A 19,916-nucleotide genomic window follows, 5' to 3' on the forward strand; every position below is an offset into this window, starting at 1 on the left:
CATGACTATTAAAGCCATCAACGTGCGCAACCAATTCAAAGGCACCATCAAGGAAATCGTCGAAGGCGACGTGCTGTCGGAAATCGACGTGCAGACCGCATCCGGGATCGTCACTTCCGTGATCACCACCCGCTCGGTCAAAGAGCTGGAACTGGTGATTGGCAGCGAAGTGATTGCCTTCGTGAAGTCCACCGAGGTGTCGATCGCCAAGTTGTGATCAGCGCTGCCCTTGGGCCCTCATCGCGCGCAAGCCTGCACCTACATTTTGATGTGTGAACACCGTCAAAAGTGGGAGCTGGCTTGCCTGCGATGGGGCCTGCACAGGCAGCCGGGAAATCAGCGAGCAGCCATCCGCTTAGGCAGATAGGGCGGCAGGTAAAGCCCTACATATGCATCGAACACCCGCATGCCTTCCTCGGCCATGCGCGGGGTGATCAGCCCGTGCTGATGCACCGAGCGCGCATACACGCGGTCGCTCAGCTCCAACGCCAGCGCAAACACATCCACATCACTGGGCAGTGTCGGCACTTCGAAGTGACGATTGAACACGTCCAGCATCAGATCCCCCAACTCCAGGTCATGCTGGCGGTCCGCCTGGGTCACTTCGGCCAGCCCGTGCTGTGCCAGGATCAACTGGCGTGCGGCGGCGTCGTGTTCGTAGATGGTGAGCATGCGTTGCTCGACGATGCAGGACAGGTCACGCCAGTGCTTGAGAGAGTCGTGCTCGATGGGCGCCTGGATCGCCGCCCGGAAGGCTGCGTGGACGTCTGCAGTCAGTGCCTCCAGCAGCGCGGGTACGCTGGCGAAGAAGTGATACACCGATGACGGTGGGATCTGCGCACGCTCGGCCACGCTGTAGATCGACAAACTCGCCACGCCTTCGGCTGCCAGCAAGGTGCGGGCGGCGTCAAGAATCGCATCGATCCGGGCCTGGCTGCGGGCACGGGGTTTGCGAGGGGCGGCGGGGCGGGTGGTCATGGACGTCTCCTACAAGGCAGCGGGCATTGTAAGAGCAGGCGTGTGTGTTGTCTTCCAGGGCGCCATCGCAGGCGAGCCTGGTCCCACCTTTGAATGTGTTCACAAATCAACATGTGGGCGCTGGCTTGCCTGGGATGAATCCACCTCGGTGTTCCTGGAAAAAAACCAAAAAAAACCGCAGGTCATAAAGCCTGCGGCGTTTTTTATCGCTGCCGCCATTTAGACGGTATGCAGGTACCAGTTGTACTCAAGGTCGGAGATGGAGTGTTCGAACTCTTCCAGCTCACTTTCCTTACAGGCGACGAAGATATCGATGTACTTGGGATCGATGTACTTGGCCATAACCTCACTGTCGTCCAACTCGCGCAGGGCATCGCGCAGGTTGTTCGGCAGGCTTTGCTCGTTCTGTTCGTAGCTGTTGCCTTCCACCGGTGCATTAGGCTCGATCTTGTTGGTCAGGCCGTGGTGCACGCCTGCCAGGACCGAAGCCATCAGCAGGTAAGGGTTGGCGTCGGCACCGGCCACGCGGTGTTCGATACGGACGGCATCGGACGAGCCAGTCGGTACGCGAATCGCCACGGTGCGGTTGTCCAGGCCCCAGCACGGCGAGTTCGGCACGTAGAACTGTGCGCCGAATCGGCGGTAGGAGTTGACGTTGGGGCACAGGAACGCCATTTGAGCGGGTAGGGTCTCGAGCACACCGCCGATCGCGTGACGCAATGCGGCGTTCTGCTCGGGATCCTCGCTGGCAAAGATGTTCTTGCCGTCTTTGTCCAGGATCGAAATGTGTACGTGCAAACCATTGCCTGCCTGGCCTGGGTAAGGCTTGGCCATGAAGGTGGTGTCCATCTCATGGTCGTAGGCGATGTTCTTGATCAGGCGCTTGAGCAGTACGGCGTAGTCGCAAGCCTTGATCGGGTCGGCCACGTGGTGCAGGTTCACTTCGAACTGCGCCGGGGCACTTTCCTTGACGATGGCGTCAGCCGGGATGCCTTGCTCCTTCGCACCTTCCAGGATGTCCTGGAGGCAGTCGACGTACTCGTCGAGGTCGTCGATCAGGTAGACCTGTGTCGAGTGCGGGCGTTTGCCGGAGATCGGCGAGCGGGGCGGTTGTGGGCGGCCGTTCACGTTCTCCTGGTCGATCAGGTAGAACTCAAGCTCGAAGGCGGCGCAGATCGTCAGGCCAAGGTCGTCAAATTTGCTTACAACTTGGCGGAGCACTTCGCGCGGGTCGGCGAAGAAAGGTTCACCTTCAAGTTCGTGCATGGTCATCAGCAGTTGCGCGGTTGGGCGCTTTTGCCAGGGTTCATTGCACAGGGTGTCGGGGATTGGATAACAGATTCGGTCAGCATCACCGATGTCCAGGCCCAGGCCGGTGCTTTCCACCGTAGAGCCGTTGATATCCAGGGCAAATAAAGAGGCAGGCAGGTTAATGCCCTTCTCGTAAACCTTGTGGAGGCTGGTGCGTTCGATGCGCTTGCCGCGCACCACACCATTCATATCCGCAATTAGAAGGTCTACGTACAGAACCTCAGGATGATCCTTAAGGAACGCGTTCGCTTCGTTAAGCTGAACGGCACGCGGGGGTACCGACATGATGCAACACCTTTGTTGTTAAAAATATCAATCATTGATCTTTTCTGGTTTCAGTCAACCCGAACGGCATGCCGAAGTCAAGCGAGGCCTTTTTTGCCCTAAAAAAGCGCCATGGAGGCTTTTTCGGGGCTTTTTGGGGCGGTTTTTTGGGTTTGAAGGGCTTGGGACTAGCAGGCTTGAGCGGGCCGTGTTGTATTTTTTACGGGGGTGTTGTGTAAAAAAATGAACAAGGCTAAGCTCGATTCAAACCCATAACAGCAATAATACCGGGGTGCTTCATGTGTCTCCTGCCGCCACTTGGCGTCTTGGCCTGCTTCAGACAGGCTGTGTCATCCGTTCACTCGTCCTGCGTGAACACCTGCGCCCCGGCCAATATTTTTGACGCTCGGGCGGACCTCTTCTTTGCCCTTGCACTGCCCTCGACGATGTCCCAGAACGGCGCCCGCGCGAGGTGCTGCTCATGATTCTGCACGACTTTGGCGTGAGGAATGCAACGCTGCAGCAAATGGCAGGTAAGCTCCTACCCTGAACGAAGAGACGACGCGGATGCTGCGTCAAACAACGCCTGACCTTTTAATGGATGTCAGGAAACCCAGCCCAGAGGCATTTATGAGTAACAACCTCGACCAGCTCACCGATTGGTTGAAAGACCACAAGATCACAGAAGTCGAATGCATGATTGGCGACCTCACCGGCATCACCCGGGGCAAGATCTCGCCGACCAACAAGTTCATCGCCGAAAAAGGCATGCGCTTGCCCGAGAGCGTGCTGTTGCAGACCGTGACCGGGGACTATGTCGAAGACGACATCTATTACGAATTGCTCGACCCGGCCGACATCGACATGATCTGCCGTCCCGACCAGAACGCCGTATTCCTGGTGCCGTGGGCCATAGAGCCGACCGCCCAGGTGATCCACGACACCTACGACAAGCAAGGCAACCCGATCGAGCTGTCGCCGCGCAACGTGCTCAAGAAAGTCCTCAAGCTCTACGCCGACAAAGGCTGGCAGCCCATCGTGGCACCGGAGATGGAGTTCTACCTGACCAAGCGTTGCGAAGACCCGGACTTCCCGTTGCAACCGCCGATTGGCCGTTCCGGCCGCCCTGAAACCGGTCGCCAGTCCTTCTCTATAGAAGCGGCCAACGAATTCGACCCGTTGTTCGAAGACGTCTACGACTGGTGCGAACTGCAGGAGCTGGACCTCGACACCCTGATCCACGAAGACGGCACGGCGCAGATGGAAATCAACTTCCGTCACGGCGATGCGCTGTCGCTCGCCGACCAGATCCTGGTGTTCAAGCGCACCATGCGTGAAGCCGCGCTCAAGCACAACGTGGCCGCCACCTTCATGGCCAAGCCGATGACCGGCGAGCCTGGCAGCGCGATGCACCTGCACCAGAGCATCATCGACATCGCCACTGGCAAGAACGTCTTCTCCAATGAAGACGGGACCATGAGCAATCTGTTCCTCAACCACATTGGCGGCCTGCAGAAATTCATCCCTGAACTGCTGCCATTGTTTGCTCCCAATGTGAACTCGTTCCGCCGCTTCCTGCCCGACACCTCGGCGCCGGTCAACGTGGAGTGGGGCGAAGAGAACCGCACAGTCGGCCTGCGCGTACCGGATGCCGGCCCGCAGAACCGCCGTGTCGAGAACCGCCTGCCGGGCGCCGATGCCAACCCGTACCTGGCGATTGCCGCCAGCCTGCTGTGTGGCTACATCGGCATGGTCGAAGGCCATAACCCGAGCGCGCCGGTGGTGGGTCGTGGTTACGAGCGGCGCAACCTGCGCCTGCCGTTGACCATCGAGGACGCCCTCGAGCGCATGGAAAACAGCAAGACCATCGAGAAATACCTGGGTCAAAAATTCATTACAGGCTACGTCGCGGTCAAGCGGGCCGAGCATGAAAACTTCAAGCGCGTGATCAGTTCGTGGGAGCGGGAATTCCTGCTCTTTGCCGTCTGATGCGCCGGGCGCGCCGGTTGAAACGGCGCGCCCTTCACTGAAAAGTCTAGGAGATTGGTATGTCCAGCAACAACCCGCAAACCCGTGAATGGCAAGCCTTGAGCAGCGATCACCACCTGGCGCCGTTCAGCGACTTCAAGCAATTGAAAGAGAAAGGCCCACGGATCATCACCAAAGCCCACGGTGTCTACCTGTGGGACAGCGAAGGCAACAAGATCCTCGACGGCATGGCCGGCCTCTGGTGCGTGGCGATCGGTTACGGTCGCGATGAACTGGCCGACGCCGCCGCCAAGCAGATGAAAGAACTGCCGTACTACAACCTGTTCTTCCAGACCGCTCACCCGCCGGTGCTGGAACTGGCCAAGGCCATTTCCGACATCGCGCCTGCCGGCATGAACCACGTGTTCTTCACCGGCTCCGGCTCCGAAGGCAACGACACGATGCTGCGCATGGTCCGCCACTACTGGGCGATCAAGGGCCAGCCGAACAAGAAAACCATCATCAGCCGCAAGAATGGCTACCACGGCTCCACCGTAGCCGGCGCCAGCTTGGGCGGCATGACTTATATGCACGAGCAGGGCGACTTGCCGATTCCGGGCATCACCCACATTGCCCAGCCGTACTGGTTTGGCGAAGGCGGCGACATGAGCCCCGAAGAATTCGGCGTGTGGGCTGCCAACCAGCTGGAAGAGAAGATCCTGGAACTGGGCGTGGACAACGTCGGTGCCTTTATTGCCGAACCGATCCAGGGTGCCGGTGGCGTGATCGTACCGCCCGCCACCTACTGGCCGCGCATCAAGGAAATCCTCGCCAAGTACGACATTCTGTTTATCGCCGACGAAGTCATCTGCGGATTCGGCCGTACCGGTGAGTGGTTCGGTAGCGACTTCTACGACCTCAAGCCACACATGATGACCATCGCCAAGGGCCTGACCTCGGGTTACATCCCGATGGGTGGCCTGATCGTGCGCGATGAGGTGGTAAAGGTCCTCAACGAAGGCGGTGACTTCAACCACGGCTTCACCTACTCCGGTCACCCGGTAGCCGCTGCGGTGGCGCTGGAAAACATCCGCATCATGCGCGATGAACAAATTGTTAAACGTGTGCACGACGAAACGGCACCCTATTTGCAGAAACGTCTGAGGGAACTGGCTGATCACCCTCTGGTGGGTGAAGTGCGTGGTGTCGGCATGCTCGGTGCGATCGAGCTGGTCCAGGACAAGGCGACGCGCAAGCGGTATGAAGGCAAGGGCGTTGGCATGATCTGCCGCACCTTCTGCTTCGAGAATGGCCTGATCATGCGCGCCGTGGGCGACACCATGATCATTTCGCCGCCGCTGGTGATCAGCAAGGCTGAAATCGACGAACTGGTCACCAAGGCGCGGCAGTGCCTGGACCTGACTTTGGCGGCATTGCAGGGCTAAGTGCTAGGCTCAGGACGCAGCGGCTTTCGGGCGCTGCCTTCTGAGCGGTTATAAATGAGGCTTTGGTTGAAAGCCGGCCTCGGAACTTGCCAGACTGTCGCCCTGTTTTGTTGCCCTTTGGCTGGGCCGCAAAACATAAAAAGCTTGTGGCCCAAAAAAGAAAAATTGGAGCATCACCAAATGAAGGCATTAGGTTTGAAGAACGCTGGCAAGACCCTCCTCGCCTTGTCCCTGATGGGCGCAATGGCGGGCGCGGCCCAGGCCGACGATAAAGTGCTGCACGTCTACAACTGGTCCGACTACATTGCACCGGACACCATCGCCAACTTTGAAAAAGAGTCGGGCATCAAAGTGGTGTACGACGTTTTTGACAGCAACGAAACCCTGGAAGCCAAGTTGCTGGCAGGCAAGTCCGGCTACGACATCGTCGTACCGTCGAACAACTTCCTCGCCAAGCAGATCAAGGCGGGTGTCTACCAGGAGCTGGACAAGTCCAAGCTGTCCAACTACGACAACCTGAACAAATCGCTGCTCAAGGCCGTGTCGGTCAGCGACCCGGACAACAAGCACGCTTTCCCATACATGTGGGGCTCGATCGGCATCGGCTACAACCCGGAGAAGGTCAAGGCCGCACTGGGCGTGGACAAGATCGATTCGTGGGACGTGCTGCTCAAGCCTGAAAACATTGCCAAGCTGAAAAGCTGCGGCGTGAGCTTCCTCGATTCGCCAACCGAAATGCTCCCGGTGGCGTTGCATTACCTGGGCCTGCCGACCGACAGCCAGAAGAAAGACGACCTCAAGCAGGCCGAAGCCCTGTTCCTCAAGATCCGTCCTTCGATCGGCTACTTCCATTCGTCCAAGTACATCTCCGACCTGGCCAACGGCAACATCTGCGTGGCCGTGGGTTACTCGGGTGACATCCAGCAGGCCAAGTCTCGCGCGGCTGAAGCCGGTGGCAAGGTCAAGGTGGCCTACGACATTCCGAAAGAAGGCGCAGGTAGCTTCTTCGACATGGTTGCCATCCCTAAAGATGCCGAAAACGTCGACGCTGCCTACGCGTTCATGAACTACCTGTTGAAGCCTGAAGTCATGGCATCGATCACCAACAGCGTACGTTTCCCGAACGGTAACGCGAAAGCCACCGCGCTGGTCGACAAAGACATCACCAGCGATCCAGGCATCTACCCGCCAGCGGATGTGCAAGCCAAGCTCTACGCCATTGCGGATTTGCCGGCTGCAACCCAGCGTGAAATGACACGCAGCTGGACCAAGATCAAATCGGGCAAATAAGCCTTAAAACCTGTGGGAGGGGGCTTGTGTGGGAACGGGCTTGTTCGCGAAGGCGGTGTGTCAGCCAGCCTATGTATCAACTGATACACCGCTTTCGCGAGCAAGCCCGCTCCCACCAAAACCGGCTCCCACAAATTAAATGACAGAAAGTTTTGCCGGATCGGTTTATCGAGGGTAAGTTGCGCGCCGGTTTTGTTGTCGGGCAACAACTGTAAGGCCCAACTATTTAAGAGGACCTCCACTTGCCAATTTCTTTATTTCGCAAAGCCATGCTGGTGGGTGCAGGTATCACGCTGGCCGTCAGCGTGCAGGCCGCACCGACTGTGCATATTTATAACTGGTCCGATTACATCGGCGCCGACACCCTGGCCAACTTCGAAAAGGCCAGCGGCATCAAGCCCGTGTATGACGTGTTTGACTCCAACGAAACCCTGGAAGGCAAGTTGCTGGCCGGGCGTACCGGTTACGACGTGGTGGTGCCGTCCAACCATTTCCTCGGCAAGCAGATCAAGGCCGGGGCGTTCCAGAAGCTCGACAAGTCGTTGCTGACCCACTATGCCAACCTCGATCCGGTGCTGCTCAAGCGCCTGGAAAAGAACGACCCGGGCAACCAGTACGCCGTGCCGTACCTGTGGGGCACCAATGGCATCGGGTACAACGTCGATAAAGTGAAGGAAGTGCTGGGCGTCGACCATATCGACTCCTGGGCCGTGCTGTTCGAGCCGGAAAACATGAAGAAGCTGGCTACCTGCGGTGTGTCATTCATGGATTCGGCGGATGAAATGCTGCCGGCGGTGCTCAACTACATGGGCCTCAACCCCAACAGCACCAACCCTGAAGACTACAAGAAGGCCGAGGAGAAGCTGCTCAAAGTGCGGCCCTACGTGACCTATTTCCATTCTTCCAAATACATCTCGGACCTGGCCAACGGCAATATCTGCGTGGCGGCAGGCTTCTCCGGTGATGTGTTCCAGGCCAAGGCCCGCGCGGCCGAGGCGGGCAAGGGCGTGAACATCGCCTACGCGATTCCGAAAGAAGGCGGCAACCTGTGGTTTGACGTGCTGGCCATCCCCAAGGATGCGACCAACGTCAAAGAGGCCCACGCCTTCATCAACTATTTGCTGCAACCTGAGGTGATCGCTCAGGTCAGTGATTACGTCGGTTACGCCAACCCTAACCCAGGGGCGGACAAACTGATGAAGCAATCGATACGCACGGACGAAGCGGTTTACCCACCGCAGGCGGTGCTCGACAGGACATTCGTCAACTTCGAGCTACCCCCGAAAGTGCAGCGTTTGATGACCCGTAGCTGGACCAAGGTCAAGACGGGCAAGTAAGGCTTAAAGCTCAAACTATCCTGGGTTCGCCCGCCTCGGGCGAACTGCACTCTTTTTTTGGGGAGTTTCGTAAATGGCAGTTGCCTCCGGCGCCTATAAGAAAGCCCTCGAGGGCGACCAGACACCGAAAAAGGTGCTGGTCAAAATCGACCGGGTCACGAAGAAGTTCGACGAGACGATTGCCGTGGACGATGTGTCCCTGGAAATCAAGAAGGGCGAGATCTTCGCCCTGCTCGGCGGTTCGGGTTCGGGCAAGTCCACCTTGCTGCGTATGCTCGCAGGTTTTGAGCGCCCGACCGAGGGGCGTATCTACCTCGACGGAGAAGACATCACTGACATGCCGCCCTACGAGCGGCCGATCAACATGATGTTCCAGTCCTACGCCCTGTTCCCGCACATGACCGTGGCGCAGAACATCGCGTTCGGCCTGCAACAGGACAAGATCCCCAAGGCCGAGGTCGATGCCCGCGTGGCCGAGATGCTCAAGCTGGTGCAAATGAGCCAGTACGCCAAGCGCAAGCCGCACCAGTTGTCCGGTGGTCAGCGCCAGCGTGTGGCGCTGGCGCGTTCCCTGGCCAAGCGCCCGAAACTGCTGCTGCTCGATGAGCCGATGGGCGCCCTCGACAAGAAGCTGCGCTCGCAGATGCAACTGGAGCTGGTGGAGATCATCGAGCGTGTAGGCGTGACCTGCGTGATGGTGACCCACGACCAGGAAGAGGCCATGACCATGGCCGAGCGCATCGCGATCATGCACCTGGGCTGGATCGCCCAGATCGGCAGCCCGATCGACATCTACGAAACGCCTACCAGCCGCCTGGTGTGCGAATTCATCGGCAACGTCAACATCTTCGACACCCAAGTGGTGGATGACGCCGAAGGCCATGCGGTGCTCAAGTGCGCTGACCTGGACCGCGACATCTACGTGGGCTACGGCATCGCCACCTCGGTGGAAGACAAGTCGGTGACCTACGCCATCCGCCCGGAAAAGCTGCTGGTCACCACCGAAATGCCGACCTGCGAGCACAACTGGTCCAGCGGCAAGGTGCACGACATCGCCTACCTGGGCGGCCATTCGGTGTTCTACGTGGAGCTGCCGAGCGGCAAGCTGGTGCAATCCTTCGTCGCCAACGCCGAACGCCGTGGCCAGCGTCCGACCTGGGGTGACCAGGTCTACGTCTGGTGGGAAGACGACAGCGGCGTGGTACTTCGCTCATGAACACGAGGAAACTGAAGCGGCGGCTGCAACGCATCGTCCCCAATGGCAAACAGGTGGTCATCGGGATTCCATTCCTCTGGTTGTTCCTGTTCTTCGCCTTGCCGTTCTTTATCGTACTGAAGATCAGCTTTGCCGAAGCCGACGTGGCGATCCCGCCATACACCGAGATCTACACCTTCGTTGAGCAGAAACTGCAGTTGGTGCTGAACCTGGCCAACTACGCGATGCTCGGCGACGACGAGCTATACATCGCCGCGTACCTGGGCTCGCTGAAAATGGCGTTCTTCAGCACGGTGCTGTGCCTGCTGATCGGCTATCCGATGGCCTATGCCATCGCGACTGCACGCAAAGAGATGCAGACCGTGCTGGTGCTGCTGATCATGATGCCGACCTGGACCGCGATCCTGATCCGCGTGTATGCGTGGATGGGCATTCTGAGCAACAACGGCTTGCTCAATGGCTTCCTGATGTCCATCGGGTTGATCAACGAGCCGCTGCAGATCCTCAACACCAACATCGCGGTGTATATCGGCGTGGTCTATTCGTACCTGCCGTTCATGATCCTGCCGTTGTATGCCAACTTGGTGAAGCACGACCAGAGCCTTCTGGAGGCCGCGTCGGACCTGGGCTCAAGCACCTTCAACAGCTTCTGGAAGATCACCGTGCCGTTGTCCAAGAACGGCATCATCGCCGGCTGTATGCTGGTGTTTATTCCGGTGGTGGGTGAGTTCGTGATCCCGGAACTGCTCGGCGGCCCGGAAACCCTGATGATCGGTAAAGTGTTGTGGCAAGAATTCTTCAATAACCGTGACTGGCCGGTGGCCTCTGCCTTGGCGGTGGTGATGCTGGCGATCCTGATCGTGCCGATCATCCTGTTCAACCGCAGCCAAGCCAAAGAGATGGAGGGCAAGATATGAAGCGCTTCAGATTCTCCAGCTTTATGCTGGTGGCGGGGTTGTTGTTCATCTACCTGCCGATGCTGATCCTGGTGATCTACTCGTTCAACGAATCCAAACTGGTAACGGTATGGGGCGGTTGGTCGATCAAGTGGTACGTGGGCCTGCTGGACAACACCCAGTTGATGGGCTCGGTAGCCCGGTCCCTGGAAATCGCCTGCTATACGGCGGTGGCCGCGGTGGCATTGGGTACGTTGGCGGCATTCGTGCTGACGCGCATCAGCCAGTTCAAGGGCCGTACCCTGTTCGGCGGCTTGGTGACCGCGCCGTTGGTGATGCCGGAAGTGATCACGGGTCTGTCGCTGTTGCTGCTGTTCGTGGCCATGGCGCAGATGATTGGCTGGCCCCAGGAACGTGGCATTGTCACCATCTGGATCGCCCACACCACGTTCTGTGCGGCGTATGTGGCGGTGGTGGTGTCGGCGCGCTTGCGTGAGCTGGACCTGTCGATCGAAGAAGCGGCGATGGACCTGGGCGCACGGCCGTGGAAGGTGTTCTTCCTGATCACCATCCCCATGATCGCGCCGTCGTTGGCGGCGGGCGGCATGATGTCGTTCGCGTTGTCGCTGGATGACCTGGTACTGGCGAGTTTCGTGTCGGGGCCGGGGTCGACGACCTTGCCGATGGAAGTGTTCTCGGCGGTGCGCCTTGGGGTTAAACCCGAGATCAATGCCGTGGCCAGCCTGATTCTGCTGGCGGTGTCGCTGGTGACGTTCCTGGTGTGGTTCTTCAGCCGCCGTGCCGAAGAGCATCGCAAGAAAGCCATCCAGCAAGCGATTGAAGAAGCCGCTGCCGATGGCTGGCAGCAGCCGGACAAGCGTCGGGCGCCTGCACCGGTCTGACTGAAGGAACGCGGTAAAAAATGTGGGAGCGGGCTTGCCTGCGATAGCGGTCTATCAGTCGACAGATGAGTCGACTGGCAGAGCCTCATCGCAGGCAAGCCCGCTCCCACAGTTGATTGCATTTCAGGTCGACTACGCAGTCCACGGCGATTTGCGGATGACTTCCACAAAGTTCATCGGCTTGAACCCCGGCTCCTGATCCACCAGCACATCCGTTTTCACGTTGCCAAACGTGGTCTGCGGACGATGGCGCAAGCCGTCGGCAAACGCGCAGATGATGCACTCCTTGAACCCTTCGCCGCGTGGATGCGCATGCACCACGGCTTCGCGCTGCACGTTGCTGAACGCAGCGTAGTCCATGCCCAGCACGTCCATTTCGACACCCGCGGTCACCAGTGCAACGGTCGGGCGCAGGTGCTGCGGCACGCCTGGCGTAGTGTGCAGGGCGATGGACAACCACACCTGTTCGATATCGTCATCGCTCAGCCCGTAGGGCTTGAGGAACGCGGCGGCGGCGTTGGCGCCGTCGACTTCGAAGCGCTCGTCGTCACTGCGATGGCCTTCCACCAGGCCCAGGTCATGGAACATCGCGCCGACGTAGAGCAGTTCCGGGTTGTACGCGAGTTGCTTGCGCTCACCGCTCAATGCGCCGAACAGAAATACCCGGCGGGAATGGTGGTAGAGCAGGTCGGACTCGATGTCGCGCACGTATTCGGTGGTGGCCTTGGCCAGGGCGCTGTCCGGGATCTTGATGCCGGCGATGGTGGTACTCATGGTCGTTCTCCTCAAGAAAGCGCCGGGGGTGGCGCCGAGGTGTCCAGTCTGGTCGCGCCCCCGCGAAGGGGCTATCGCGGCGAGGAGGCGATCCCGGCCAATGTGCCGCCATATCGCGCCAAGGGTGTGCTCGGTCAAATGTGGGAGCTGGCTTGTCGGATCGCCGCATCGCTGCGATATCATCCCCTCGGTATACCTGATGGGCCGAGTCGCTTGCATCGCAGGCAAGCCAGCTCCCACAGGGTTTGCGTTCGCCCGGACATAAAGGTGTACCCATGCAAAAAACCGTCGCCATCCTGATCTTCCCCGGCGTCCAGTCACTCGACGTGACCGGCCCCATGGACGTGTTCTGCGAAGCCAACCGCTTTTTGTCGCCCCAGGATCATTACCAGCTGGACGTCATCGGCTTCGGCCACGGCAACATGGCTGCCTCCAACGGCCTGTCATTGCAGGCCCACCGGCATTACAGCGAAGCCCTGCAAGCCTATGACCTGCTGCTGGTCGCCGGCGGGCCGCGGTTACCCTTCGAGGACTTCGGCGCCCAGTTCGATGATTGGCTGCGTGGCGCCACCGCACGGGCACGACGCTTCGGTTCGATCTGCAACGGCGCCTTCATGCTGGCCCGGGCCGGGCTGCTGGACGGGAAAACCGTCACCACCCATTGGAACGATGCCGCAGATCTGGCGCGCCTGTGCCCCAGCGCCCAGGTCGAGGCCGACCGCCTCTACGTGCAGGACGGCAACCTCTACACCTCGGCCGGGGTCACGGCGGGCATCGATCTGTCGCTGTATTTGCTGGCCCAGGATCACGGCCCGGAAGTCGCCTTGAGCGTGGCCAAGCGCCTGGTGGTGTTTACCCAGCGTTCGGGCGGGCAGTCGCAGTTCAGCCCGTTTCTGACCCCCCACGCCGAGACCACGTCAGCGGTGGCGCTGGTGCAGCTGTATGTGTTGGCCAACCTGACCGGCGACCTGACCATTGCCGACCTGGCCAAGGCGGCCAATATGAGCGCGCGCAATTTCTCCCGGGTGTTTGCCCGTGAGGCGCGGATCACGCCGGCGGAGTTTGTCGAGCGGGCGCGGGTGGACGCGGCGCGGGTCATGCTCGAAGGCAGCCTCGCGCCGCTCAAGACCGTGGCCTATCAATGCGGCTTTCGCGATGCCCAGCACATGCGCAGTGTGTTCAATCGCCGGCTGGGCGTGACGCCGCAACAGTTCCGACTCAACTTTGCGGCACTGGTTTGAGGGTGTCGTAGGCTTCCAGCGCGCGCAGCGAGTAGATATACGCCGCGCCGGCATTCAGGGAGATCGCGGTCGCCAGTGTTGCAGCGACTTCCTCGCGGGTGGCGCCGGCCCTGATCGCCGCGTCAGCGTGCACGCCGATGCAACCGTCGCAGCGGGTGGTGATGGCCACGGCGATGGAAATCAGCTCACGGGTCTTGGCGTCGAGGACGTTGTTTTCCTCGGCAGCTTCGCCCAGTGCCATGTACGCTTTGACCATCTTCGGGTTGCTCTTGCCCAGTGCGCCAAAGGCTTTCTTCACGGTAGGCAGCAAGTCGGACCAGTTATTGAACATTGCGGTAACTCCTGAACAGGTGGGGGGTGTGAAGCCAGTCTCTTCCGTTCGGGGGCGTCGTTATTGTTCAATCCGCTCATCTTTTTGACCGATGCTCGCAAATGAATTCGATCGACACGCTTATCGCGTTGGCCAACCTGCGCGGCAGTCTGGATTTGCGTTGCCAGCTCCAGGGCGAGTGGGCCTTGGACCACGCTCCGGAAGATTTCGGTGTGGCGCCTTATCACATCGTGCTCAGCGGCACCTGCCGTGCCGAGTTGTCGGGCGGGCAGCAGGTGAGCCTGGAGGAGGGCGATATCCTGCTGATGCCGGGCGGTGCCGCGCACTTGCTGCGCAGCCACGGCGCGCGGGCTCGGACGATGCAACCCAGGGTGATCGAAGGCGGTGTGCTCACGGTGCATCGCCTGGGCGGCGACCGCCCGGATCTGGACATGCTCTGCGGCAGTTTTCACTACAACCGGCAGTCGTTGCTGTTCGGCGCGTTGCCAGAGTACCTGGTGGTGTCCAGCCGCGAGTGGCAGGGTGACGGGCAGTTGGCGGCGTTGATCGCGTTATTGCGCAGCGAGGCGGACGGCCAGCAACTGGGCGCCCGCTCGTTTATCGATGCGCTGTCGTCGGCACTGTTCACCCTGATCCTGCGCACCTGGCTGACTCGCCAGGCACCGGTTGCCGGCACCTTTGCACTGCTTGCCGACAAGCGGCTGGGCAAAGCCTGGCAAGTGATGCTGGCCGATCCGGGGCATGAGTGGACCATCGACAGCCTGGCAGCTGCCGCGACGATGTCGCGTGCCACGTTCATGCGCGCGTTTGTGAAGGTGGCGGGCGTATCGCCGTGGGTGTTGCTGACTCAGTTGCGCATGGAGCTGGCGTTCAACCTGGTGCGTCAGTCGCGCCTGAGCCTGCTGGATATCGCCGCCCAGGTGGGTTACCAGTCCCAGGCGGCGTTCAGCAAGAAGTTCAAGGACACCTATGGCGAGGCGCCAGGGCGTTTGCGGGCCAGGTAGTTGTCACAACACAGATCAAGCCCGCGCCCACCTGATTGACCGAGTTCCAAGCGGCTATCGGGCAGGCAACAGTTTGAGCGTCCCGCGCGTATTGGCCGTCACTTCTTCATCGGTGAAGTGCGCTTGTTCGTAGCCGCCCTCGATATAAGTCTCCGCCTGGTCGGCATAGTGCCGGTCGAACGGCACACCACTTTGCCCGACCGGGTTGATGGTCAGCGCGTGAGCCACATCGGCGAAGTCGATCAGGCGGCGGGTAGACGGCCCGTACGTGACGGGCCAGGGCGCCGGACCGATGTTGGCGGACTGGTTGTTCGGCACTTCATGGGTGCCGGGCGCCGGGAACGGGCCGACATTGACGATCAGGTCCAACGGCTTCTGCGAGCCCAGTGGGTGGCCATGGGTGAGGGTGTGGGCCTTGCCCCATTGCCATTGGCTTGGGTCATCACCCAACGTGGCCTTGAGGTGCGCGAGGCTGTTGTCCCAGGCGAGCTTGACGGTGTCGGCGCGCTTACCGCCCCACCACGGCGAATCCGGTGCGGCGGCCAGGCGCGGCAGGGCGGCGTCAATGACGCGGGTGCTGAGCAGGGTCTTGAACATGCCATCGCCGAGCTTGGGGTGGAACGCAGCGTCAGCCAGGTTGAACAGGAACTGGTTGAACAGCGTGGCGCTGGTCGAGTCCAGCGGGTAGTCGCCTTTCCAGGCGGCCAGTTGCTCCACCAGTTTCAACTGCGCCGGGTCCCTGACCCCCTCACGCAGCACCGGCAGCAGCGGCGCCAGCAGGCGTGGGCCGAAGGCGGTGGTGGTGCCCAGTTGCAACGCCTGGCTGTTGTTCACGTCCCACTTCACGCTCTTGTCGCTCAATTGGGCGTTCAACTGCTGGCCACGGTCGGCCAGGTTGTAATAGCCGGGGATCTCCATGCCAGTGGACGACACGGGTTGGGCGTTGGCCGATACCACATAACCCCGCGCGGGGTTCTCTTCCTGCGGGTTGGCGCTGAAGGGGTAGAAGCCGAGCTTGTCGGCCTGGGCACTGCTGCCGTCGAGGATAAACCCGGCGTTGACCCCGGCCGGACGAATCGGCAACTGCGCCGCTGCCCACCAGCCGATATCGCCCTTGGCATTCGCCCACACGATGTTCAGCCCCGGCGCGGACACCTTGGCGGCCGCCGCGCGCGCCTTGACCAGGGTGTCGGCGCGGTTGAGCTGGTAGAAACCTTCGAGGATCGGGTTCTGGGTGTCGAGGAACGCCCACCACATGGCAATCGGTGTCTTGCCGGCGTTTTCGCCCAGCACATCGTTGATGATCGGGCCGTGGGGTGATTGGCGCAGGGTCAACGTCACCGGCGCCTGGCCCTTCACCGCAATCTGCTGCTCGGTGCGGGTCATGTCGACCCATTGGCCGTGGTACCAGACCTGGTTGGCGTTGTCCGGGTTGACCTTCTCGGCGATCAGGTCGAGGTCATCGTTCTGGAACATGGTCAGGCTCCAGCCGAAGTCCAGGTTGTGCCCCAGGAACGCCACCGGCACCAGTGCATTGTGGTAGCCGTACAACTCAAACCCTGGCGCCGACAGCTGCGCTTCGTACCACACCGACGGCACCGAGAAACGGATATGCGGGTCACCGGCCAGCAACGGTTTGCCGCTCTTGGTGCGGTTGCCGCTGATGGCCCAGGCGTTGCTGCCTTCGAACTGCGGCAGGCCGTTGTCGGCCAAGGCCTGTTCGCTCAGGGACGCGATGGCGCCGAGGGTCTGCCAATCGCTGGCAGCCAGGTTGAGGGCACCCTTGGGTTGCCAGTCGAGGTCGAAGACTTTCAGGTAATCGCTGCCCAACTGGTCGCGGATGTAAGTCAGCAGGGGCTCGGTACGAAACGCGGCGGCAAAGCTGTAGGCCATATACCCGGCGACGCTGATGGTGTCTTCGGCGGTAAACGGCCGCTTGGGGATACCCAGTACGTCGAACTCCATCGGGCGGGCGTGGCTGTCCTGATACTGGTTGATCCCGTCCAGATAGGCTTGCAGGGCCTTCCAGTGCGCCGACTCATGGTCCAGTTGCGCCACATAGGTGGCCGCGCGGTCGCGGATGCGCAGGCTGCGGAACAGCTTGTCGGTCTCCAGCACCTTGGGCCCCAGCACCTCGGCCAGTTCGCCACGGGCCAGGCGGCGCATGATTTCCATCTGGAACAGGCGGTCCTGGGCGTGCACGTAGCCCAGGGCGCGGTACAGGTCGGTTTCATTCTCGGCACGAATGTGCGGCACGCCCCGGTCGTCGTAGCGGACCGTGACCGAGCCTTGCAGGTTGGCCAGTGTCACCGTGCCCTGGCGGGTGGGTTGCTTGCTGTAGACGTACCAGCTGGCGCCAAGGGCGACCAGCACCACCAGAACCGCGAGAACCTGCAAGACGCGCTTCATGAACATTCCTTACCAAGAGTGGGGTGGCGAGTTACGAGCCTTTTGGCCACGAACAATAGCAGCCCACCGCGAGGGTGTGCGTGGCATTCACCGCGCGTCCCGCTTCAAGGGCCTTCAAGATCGGCTCAATAAAGCTGTTGCTGGAATTGCACGTGAGGCCTTCGCTGTAGGGGCCGAAATACGCGAGCTTGCCGCTGCGGTCCCAGATACCCACGGCCGGGCTGGCCGGAACCTGGTCGGCGCCGGGCAGGGTAGCGAGGGATTTCATGCTGCGCAGGTTATCGGGCAATTGGCCGTGGCTGCCGGGTTTTTGCAGGGCATAGAACTCGACGCCCCGGGGCGCGTAGTGCTCGATCAGCTCACCCAGGTGCTGCTGGTTGCCGACGTTGCAGGGGCAGGCCGGGTCCCAGAAGTGCACCAGGCGAATCGGGCCGGGCCCGGCGAGGTCAGCAGGCAGTGTTAAGGGGTCGCCGGAAAACACCGCCGTGTGTTCGCTGAAGGCGCGCAGGTAGCGCCCCTGGAACCAGTCATAGGCCGCCCACAGCACGCCGGCGCAGATAACCAGGATCAGGCTGGCGAACAGGGCGGTGCGGTAGGGCTGTCGCATTCAGATGTATCCTCGAAGGTCGCGTAGCTTGCCATGCTTGTCCTGACAGATGAATATCGCAGCTCGATATTCATCTTCACCGTCAGTCTGGAACCCTTTATGCCTGTCACCTTTGACCCCGATCATCTGCGCGAAAGCTTGCGGCCCCTGGTGGATGCGCAACCGCTCAGCGCCGAGGCTCGGGTCTACCAGCGTTTTTATGGGCTGGACCTGGCGGCGCGTAAAACCCCGGTGGTGAGTCGCCTGGGTTGCTTCGAGGTGGACGGGTTCAATGTGGTCGCGCAGGTGTGGTGGCCGCCCGTGCCGGTGGCAACGATGTTCATGTTCCATGGCTTCTACGACCACATGGGGTTGTATCGCCATGTGGTGGACTGGGCGTTGGACCAGGGCTTCGTGGTGATCGCCTGCGATTTGCCCGGGCACGGCCTGTCCAGCGGCGCGCGCGCCAGCATCGATGATTTTGCGGTGTACCAGCATGTGGTGCAGGCGCTGTTTACGCAGGCCGAAGCCCTGCAATTGCCGCAACCCTGGCATCTGTTCGGGCAAAGCACCGGCGGGGCGGTGGTGGTGGACCACTTGCTCAACCAGGGAGCCGACAGCCCGGCCCAGGGCAGGACCTTCCTGCTTTCACCCTTGGTGCGGCCACGGGCCTGGGGCTGGTCGCAAGTCAGTTATTACCTGCTGCGTCCATTCGTCAAAGGCATTGCACGGCGGTTCAGCGAGAACACCAACGATCCGGCGTTCAAACCCTTCCTTGAGGCCGACCCGCTGCAGCCGCGCCAACTGCCTACCGCGTGGGTGGGGGCCTTGGCGCGCTGGATCAAACGCATCGAAGCTGCACCGCGCAGTCCAAGGCGGCCGGTGATCGTGCAGGGCGAGGAAGACATGACGGTGGACTGGCAGCACAACCTGCAGGTGCTACGCAGCAAGTTCGACCAGCCGCAGGTGTTGATGCTGCCGCGGGGCAGGCATCATTTGGCAAATGAGATTCCGCAGATTCGCGCTGAGTACTTCAGTTTCCTCACGGATCAACTGAAGTAACGCCGTCCAGATGTGGCAGCGAGCAAGCCCGCGCCCACATTTTCTACTGCGCCAGGCTTGAGGTGCTTTGGCCGACCGCCAGGCCGGCGCGGATTGCCGCCAGCGCTGCCTGGTAATACGCCTTGCCTTCCGGCGACTCAGCAAACGTAGCGAATTCTTCCAGCTCCGGGTCGGACAGATCCCGATAGACATACAGCAGCGTGTTATTCAGGTCCTTATCGATCTGCTGCATCAGCCGCTCGCGCTGGCCATTCAGCATGCCCTGGGCCTGACCGCCGCCCAACAGGCCGGGGATCATCTGGCTCAGGCTGTCAGCCGCCACGCCGGCAATCGCCAGGCTGACTTCCGCACCGGCTTCACGAGCGGGCAGTGCCTGGGCCAGGTGGCCGATGATCAGGCTGCGGGTGGCGTCGGCCTCGATTTTCGGCAGGCCCTGAGCGTTCTTCGCCAGTTGGTCGCGGCGGGTGGCCAGCAACTCGGCGGCCACAATCTTGCGGCCCAGGGGCGATTGGAAAAATGCCAGGGCAGGCTTCGGGTCCGCCAGGTTCTTGCGCAATTGCGCCTCGGCGCGTTGGTCCACGGCCTGGGCGGCAAAGCGTTTGTTGCTGTTGTCTACCAGCGCCTGGAACACTGCTGGCGGCAGGCTATTGCGGTAGCGTTGCTGGGCGGCACTGAGGGCGTCATTGAAATGCGCACGTTGTTCGGCCCAGCCGGCGACCTTGTACAACTGGTCATGGCCGTCTGCCCAGGCGGGCAAAACGCAGAACATCAGCAAGGAAAAAAACAAACGACGCATATGGACTCCTGTCAGTCGGCCACTATTGTCCGTGTCGGGCGTAGGATTTGTCGAGAAGTCCTATCAGTCACCTGACTAAAGTGTATTCAGACGCTCGGCGGCTCTG

At 60.8% G+C, this 19,916-nt stretch carries 19 protein-coding genes; 12 read left to right on the forward strand and 7 right to left on the reverse strand.

The features are described 5' to 3' along the window. Window position 1: 1 nt before the first annotated feature. On the forward strand, window positions 2-217 hold the full coding sequence (locus CQ002_RS01995) for a molybdopterin-binding protein (protein ID WP_003213899.1): 216 nt from the start codon (window positions 2-4) through the stop codon (window positions 215-217). A 119-nt stretch (window positions 218-336) separates the two neighbouring features. Here the strand turns inward: CQ002_RS01995 and CQ002_RS02000 are convergent, their stop codons facing one another. Then, on the reverse strand, window positions 337-978 hold the full coding sequence (locus CQ002_RS02000; RefSeq protein ID WP_105163028.1) for a TetR/AcrR family transcriptional regulator: 642 nt from the start codon (window positions 976-978) through the stop codon (window positions 337-339). Between CQ002_RS02000 and CQ002_RS28085 the strand changes: the two genes are divergently transcribed. Further along, window positions 977-1,201: a hypothetical protein gene (locus CQ002_RS28085; RefSeq protein ID WP_034110088.1), complete on the forward strand. Its 225-nt coding sequence runs from the start codon at window positions 977-979 to the stop codon at window positions 1,199-1,201. The two genes, CQ002_RS02000 and CQ002_RS28085, sit on opposite strands and share 2 nt — an antisense overlap. On the opposite strand, the gene CQ002_RS02005 is transcribed toward CQ002_RS28085, so the two are convergent. After that, window positions 1,198-2,574: a glutamine synthetase family protein gene (locus CQ002_RS02005; RefSeq protein WP_010207341.1), complete on the reverse strand. Its 1,377-nt coding sequence runs from the start codon at window positions 2,572-2,574 to the stop codon at window positions 1,198-1,200. The genes CQ002_RS28085 and CQ002_RS02005 overlap by 4 nt on opposite strands. A gap of 609 nt (window positions 2,575-3,183) precedes the next feature. Here CQ002_RS02005 and CQ002_RS02010 point away from each other — a divergent pair. The 7 genes from CQ002_RS02010 (at window position 3,184) to CQ002_RS02040 (ending at window position 11,607) form a co-directional block, all read left to right on the forward strand. Further along, a complete protein-coding gene (locus CQ002_RS02010) occupies window positions 3,184-4,542 on the forward strand; it encodes a glutamine synthetase family protein (protein ID WP_034110085.1) in 1,359 nt (452 codons plus the stop codon). Between the two features lie 59 nt (window positions 4,543-4,601). Beyond that, complete coding sequence (locus tag CQ002_RS02015) at window positions 4,602-5,966, forward strand: aspartate aminotransferase family protein (RefSeq protein ID WP_034110083.1); 1,365 nt, start codon at window positions 4,602-4,604, stop codon at window positions 5,964-5,966. 195 nt (window positions 5,967-6,161) lie between these two features. Beyond that, window positions 6,162-7,256 carry a polyamine ABC transporter substrate-binding protein gene (locus CQ002_RS02020; RefSeq protein ID WP_069078777.1) on the forward strand — a complete coding sequence of 365 codons (1,095 nt, stop codon included), beginning with the start codon at window positions 6,162-6,164 and terminating at the stop codon, window positions 7,254-7,256. 242 nt (window positions 7,257-7,498) lie between these two features. Further along, entirely contained in the window at window positions 7,499-8,593 is a 1,095-nt protein-coding gene (locus tag CQ002_RS02025) for a polyamine ABC transporter substrate-binding protein (protein ID WP_034110080.1), read from the forward strand. Between the two features lie 73 nt (window positions 8,594-8,666). Next, window positions 8,667-9,809 carry an ABC transporter ATP-binding protein gene (locus CQ002_RS02030; protein ID WP_033897564.1) on the forward strand — a complete coding sequence of 381 codons (1,143 nt, stop codon included), beginning with the start codon at window positions 8,667-8,669 and terminating at the stop codon, window positions 9,807-9,809. After that, entirely contained in the window at window positions 9,806-10,726 is a 921-nt protein-coding gene (locus tag CQ002_RS02035; RefSeq protein ID WP_034110078.1) for an ABC transporter permease subunit, read from the forward strand. Before CQ002_RS02030 ends, CQ002_RS02035 begins: the two co-directional genes overlap by 4 nt. Further along, complete coding sequence (locus tag CQ002_RS02040; protein ID WP_003195236.1) at window positions 10,723-11,607, forward strand: ABC transporter permease subunit; 885 nt, start codon at window positions 10,723-10,725, stop codon at window positions 11,605-11,607. Before CQ002_RS02035 ends, CQ002_RS02040 begins: the two co-directional genes overlap by 4 nt. A gap of 132 nt (window positions 11,608-11,739) precedes the next feature. Here CQ002_RS02040 and CQ002_RS02045 read toward each other — a convergent pair whose 3' ends face one another. Beyond that, entirely contained in the window at window positions 11,740-12,381 is a 642-nt protein-coding gene (locus CQ002_RS02045) for an HD domain-containing protein (protein ID WP_034110076.1), read from the reverse strand. A gap of 275 nt (window positions 12,382-12,656) precedes the next feature. On the opposite strand from CQ002_RS02045, the gene CQ002_RS02050 reads away from it, so the two are divergent. After that, window positions 12,657-13,622 (forward strand): GlxA family transcriptional regulator, encoded by a 966-nt coding sequence (locus CQ002_RS02050; protein ID WP_105163027.1) that lies wholly within the window; start codon window positions 12,657-12,659, stop codon window positions 13,620-13,622. On the opposite strand, the gene CQ002_RS02055 is transcribed toward CQ002_RS02050, so the two are convergent. Then, complete coding sequence (locus tag CQ002_RS02055; protein WP_105163026.1) at window positions 13,600-13,953, reverse strand: carboxymuconolactone decarboxylase family protein; 354 nt, start codon at window positions 13,951-13,953, stop codon at window positions 13,600-13,602. The genes CQ002_RS02050 and CQ002_RS02055 overlap by 23 nt on opposite strands. A gap of 101 nt (window positions 13,954-14,054) precedes the next feature. Between CQ002_RS02055 and CQ002_RS02060 the strand changes: the two genes are divergently transcribed. Beyond that, window positions 14,055-14,957, forward strand: a complete 903-nt coding sequence (locus tag CQ002_RS02060; RefSeq protein ID WP_034110069.1) for an AraC family transcriptional regulator — start codon at window positions 14,055-14,057, stop codon at window positions 14,955-14,957. Window positions 14,958-15,011: 54 nt separating this feature from the next. Here the strand turns inward: CQ002_RS02060 and CQ002_RS02065 are convergent, their stop codons facing one another. Both CQ002_RS02065 and CQ002_RS02070 read right to left on the reverse strand, forming a co-directional pair. Beyond that, window positions 15,012-17,366, reverse strand: a complete 2,355-nt coding sequence (locus CQ002_RS02065) for a penicillin acylase family protein (RefSeq protein ID WP_105163025.1) — start codon at window positions 17,364-17,366, stop codon at window positions 15,012-15,014. Between the two features lie 31 nt (window positions 17,367-17,397). Beyond that, a complete protein-coding gene (locus CQ002_RS02070; protein WP_105163024.1) occupies window positions 17,398-17,973 on the reverse strand; it encodes a DUF6436 domain-containing protein in 576 nt (191 codons plus the stop codon). A gap of 99 nt (window positions 17,974-18,072) precedes the next feature. Between CQ002_RS02070 and CQ002_RS02075 the strand changes: the two genes are divergently transcribed. Further along, entirely contained in the window at window positions 18,073-19,014 is a 942-nt protein-coding gene (locus CQ002_RS02075) for an alpha/beta hydrolase (RefSeq protein WP_105163023.1), read from the forward strand. A gap of 43 nt (window positions 19,015-19,057) precedes the next feature. Here CQ002_RS02075 and CQ002_RS02080 read toward each other — a convergent pair whose 3' ends face one another. Further along, window positions 19,058-19,810, reverse strand: coding sequence for a DUF2059 domain-containing protein (locus tag CQ002_RS02080; protein WP_034110061.1), 753 nt, complete (start codon window positions 19,808-19,810; stop codon window positions 19,058-19,060). Window positions 19,811-19,916: the final 106 nt, after the last annotated feature.

Source organism: Pseudomonas sp. MYb13, assembly GCF_002980075.1.
Classification (GTDB): Bacteria; Pseudomonadota; Gammaproteobacteria; order Pseudomonadales; family Pseudomonadaceae; genus Aquipseudomonas; species Aquipseudomonas lurida.

Coding starts and splice junctions, on each gene's coding strand:
- CQ002_RS01995 (WP_003213899.1), top strand. CDS start 2: ATGACTATTAAAGCCATCAACGTGCGCAACCAATTCAAAGGCACCATC.
- CQ002_RS28085 (WP_034110088.1), top strand. CDS start 977: ATGGACGTCTCCTACAAGGCAGCGGGCATTGTAAGAGCAGGCGTGTGT.
- CQ002_RS02000 (WP_105163028.1), bottom strand. CDS start 978: ATGACCACCCGCCCCGCCGCCCCTCGCAAACCCCGTGCCCGCAGCCAG.
- CQ002_RS02005 (WP_010207341.1), bottom strand. CDS start 2,574: ATGTCGGTACCCCCGCGTGCCGTTCAGCTTAACGAAGCGAACGCGTTC.
- CQ002_RS02010 (WP_034110085.1), top strand. CDS start 3,184: ATGAGTAACAACCTCGACCAGCTCACCGATTGGTTGAAAGACCACAAG.
- CQ002_RS02015 (WP_034110083.1), top strand. CDS start 4,602: ATGTCCAGCAACAACCCGCAAACCCGTGAATGGCAAGCCTTGAGCAGC.
- CQ002_RS02030 (WP_033897564.1), top strand. CDS start 8,667: ATGGCAGTTGCCTCCGGCGCCTATAAGAAAGCCCTCGAGGGCGACCAG.
- CQ002_RS02035 (WP_034110078.1), top strand. CDS start 9,806: ATGAACACGAGGAAACTGAAGCGGCGGCTGCAACGCATCGTCCCCAAT.
- CQ002_RS02040 (WP_003195236.1), top strand. CDS start 10,723: ATGAAGCGCTTCAGATTCTCCAGCTTTATGCTGGTGGCGGGGTTGTTG.
- CQ002_RS02045 (WP_034110076.1), bottom strand. CDS start 12,381: ATGAGTACCACCATCGCCGGCATCAAGATCCCGGACAGCGCCCTGGCC.
- CQ002_RS02050 (WP_105163027.1), top strand. CDS start 12,657: ATGCAAAAAACCGTCGCCATCCTGATCTTCCCCGGCGTCCAGTCACTC.
- CQ002_RS02055 (WP_105163026.1), bottom strand. CDS start 13,953: ATGTTCAATAACTGGTCCGACTTGCTGCCTACCGTGAAGAAAGCCTTT.
- CQ002_RS02060 (WP_034110069.1), top strand. CDS start 14,055: ATGAATTCGATCGACACGCTTATCGCGTTGGCCAACCTGCGCGGCAGT.
- CQ002_RS02065 (WP_105163025.1), bottom strand. CDS start 17,366: ATGAAGCGCGTCTTGCAGGTTCTCGCGGTTCTGGTGGTGCTGGTCGCC.
- CQ002_RS02070 (WP_105163024.1), bottom strand. CDS start 17,973: ATGCGACAGCCCTACCGCACCGCCCTGTTCGCCAGCCTGATCCTGGTT.
- CQ002_RS02075 (WP_105163023.1), top strand. CDS start 18,073: ATGCCTGTCACCTTTGACCCCGATCATCTGCGCGAAAGCTTGCGGCCC.
- CQ002_RS02080 (WP_034110061.1), bottom strand. CDS start 19,810: ATGCGTCGTTTGTTTTTTTCCTTGCTGATGTTCTGCGTTTTGCCCGCC.